This is a genomic window from Thermoanaerobaculia bacterium, from assembly GCA_018057705.1.
Classification (GTDB): Bacteria; Acidobacteriota; Thermoanaerobaculia; order Multivoradales; family JAGPDF01; genus JAGPDF01.
In genome coordinates, this window is record JAGPDF010000103.1 from 9,342 (window position 1) to 11,582 (window position 2,241).

General features: G+C 69.5%; 4 protein-coding genes. All 4 read right to left on the reverse strand.

Features of this window, described 5'->3' with window-relative positions; translation table 11 throughout:
* Window positions 1-26: 26 nt before the first annotated feature.
* Entirely contained in the window at window positions 27-443 is a 417-nt protein-coding gene (locus KBI44_19760; GenBank protein MBP9146719.1) for a hypothetical protein, read from the reverse strand.
* Window positions 440-988, reverse strand: a complete 549-nt coding sequence (locus KBI44_19765) for a prepilin-type N-terminal cleavage/methylation domain-containing protein (GenBank protein ID MBP9146720.1) — start codon at window positions 986-988, stop codon at window positions 440-442. Before KBI44_19765 ends, KBI44_19760 begins: the two co-directional genes overlap by 4 nt.
* Window positions 985-1,353 carry a prepilin-type N-terminal cleavage/methylation domain-containing protein gene (locus tag KBI44_19770; GenBank protein ID MBP9146721.1) on the reverse strand — a complete coding sequence of 123 codons (369 nt, stop codon included), beginning with the start codon at window positions 1,351-1,353 and terminating at the stop codon, window positions 985-987. The genes KBI44_19765 and KBI44_19770 overlap by 4 nt, the downstream gene beginning before the upstream one ends.
* A 151-nt stretch (window positions 1,354-1,504) precedes the next feature.
* On the reverse strand, window positions 1,505-2,241 hold a 737-nt coding region (locus KBI44_19775; protein MBP9146722.1), incomplete at its 5' end, for an error-prone DNA polymerase.

A 2,241-nucleotide genomic window follows, 5' to 3' on the forward strand; every position in this document is an offset into this window, starting at 1 on the left:
CGCTTGCCGTCTTCGCCATGGAGGAGTTACGTGGCGCCGGCCGGTCGGGTTCTCCCGATCCGCCAGGCGAGGACCTCTGGACCGGCGAAACCGAACACGATCTCTGCCACGACGGTGCGCTCGAGGCCGGCGTAGGTCGCTTTTGCCGCGACCTCCCTGCTGCCATCGGGTCGGATGCGGATGAGGCTCTCGAGCGTTCCACCGCCGAACTCGTGCGGGGCGTAGCCGCCGGCGTCGGGATTCATCGACAGTGCTGCCAGCGCCTCTTCGAGCGCCGAGTCGACGAGCGCCGCGAGCCGCAGGCGCCGGGCATCCTCTTTCTGCTCCCGCAGGTCGACGGAAAGCGCTACCGAAAGCAGCAGTCCGGCGGTGGTCGCCATGACCAGCAGGAAGAGCACCATGAGGAGCGCTGTGCCCCGTTCGCCGGCGCGCCTGTCCGTCACGGGCTCGAGGTCCAGGTGATGCGGCTGCCGGCGGCGATCTCGGCCGCTTCGAGGGTCTCGCCGACGCTCTTCCAGGCGGCGGTGGCGACGCGCAGGGCGCTCGCTCCGGCGGGTTTCCGGCGCACCAGCCGGACCTGCACCAGGCCGGGCGCCGGGGTCCACCACTCGAAGCTCACCATGCCATCGAGCATCGGGCGGGTGCCGAGCAGGAGGCCGTCTGGATCGTAGGTCCGGCGGACGAGCCGCACGCCTTCCATCTCCCAGGTCTCGGTGCGGTCCGGCCGGCGGCAGTCGAGGCCCAGGTTCACGGGCTCGTCCTCGGAGCCGATGCCCGCCGCGAGCGGCACCGACGCGTGCAGGTCCTCGCGCAGCAGGCGAAGGGCGAGCTCGGTCCCGGGCTCGCGCAGCTCGCGGCCGCTGTTCGAGAAGATGCGCAGCGATTCGACGAGCAGGCCGTTGGTCACCAGCAGGACGACCAGGAAGACGAGCATCGAGACCAGAAGCTCGATGAGGGAGAAGCCGGAGTCGCCCCGGGTCCGGTTCATGGCAGCTCCGGCACGTGGACGAGCGCGTGCAGCGAGCGCCGGAAGGCCTGGTTCTGCACCCGGTAGGTGGCGACGAGGTCGAGCTCGCGGGTCGCCGGTACCGTGCCGGGAGTGACGACAACGCTCAGCGCGATGCCGCTGCCGGTCGGATCGGGGAGAACTGCGCTCTCGAGCGGCCAGAGCCCCGAGCGCAGCAGCTCGTAGGTGTTCTCCAACGCTTCATCGGCGACGCGCTCCGCGACCAGGCGTTGGCCGATTCGCTTCTGCTGCCAGTAGAGCCCGGCGGCCGAGAGCATGAGAATGCCGGCGATCGCGAGAGCGACCAGCACCTCGATCAACGTGAATCCGCGTTCGTCTTCGCTCACCGCTCCACCGGCGCCAGTCTATGCGTCCCCGGCACACAGTCAGCCGGCGGTAATTGGGGACAGTCCCCAATTGTTTCGCATTTCTGGTAAGTATTTGATTCCAAAGGGTGATGGCCGTGGTCTGGTGAAATTGGGGACTGTCCCCAATTGTTCAGTGGAAGTCGTGGCTCGGGGTGCGGGCGAGGTCGGTGAGCGGCCAGAACTTCTCGGCCTGGAGCGAGACGCTGCCGTCGCGCTGCTGGACGGTCCCCTCGATCACCAGGCCCGGGTTGCCGACGATCGTCGCCCGGTGGGCGACGAGCAGAGCCCGTTTCACGATCGCCTGTACCATGCCGGTCTCGTCCTCGAGCGTGACGAAGAGGGTGCCGTTCGCCGTGCCGGGGCGTTGACGGACGATCACCGCGCCGGCGATTCGCGTCCGCTGTCCTGCCGGAAGATGGGGCACCTCGGCCGCCGTCACCACCCCCTGGCGGGCGAGCGCCGGGCGCGCATAGGCGAGCGGATGCGCACCGACGGTGAGACCGGTGCCGGTGAAGTCGGCCACGGTCTCCTCGTAGGCGGACATCTCCGGCAGGGGGCTCCCCGGGTTCTCCTCTCCGGCTTCGTTTGCGCGATCCTCGAACAGCGCCCCTTTCGGCCGGACGGCGAGCGCCGCCTGCCAGAGCGCCTCGCGGCGAGTGAGCCCCAAGGAGGCGAGCGCGCCGACTTCGGAGAGCTTCGCCATCTCCTCGCTGCGCAACCCCGTGCGCTGTTTGAGGTTTTCGACATCGGTGAACGGACCCAGCCGCCGCGCTTCCGCGATGCGTTCGCCGGCCTGCTGTCTGAGCCCTGTCACGTAGCGCAGGCCGATGCGGCAGGCGCCCGCAGCACGCACCGACGACGGCGCGG

Excerpts from the sequence above, each read along its gene's own strand:
- KBI44_19765 (MBP9146720.1), bottom strand. The coding sequence starts at position 988 with ATGAACCGGACCCGGGGCGACTCCGGCTTCTCCCTCATCGAGCTTCTG.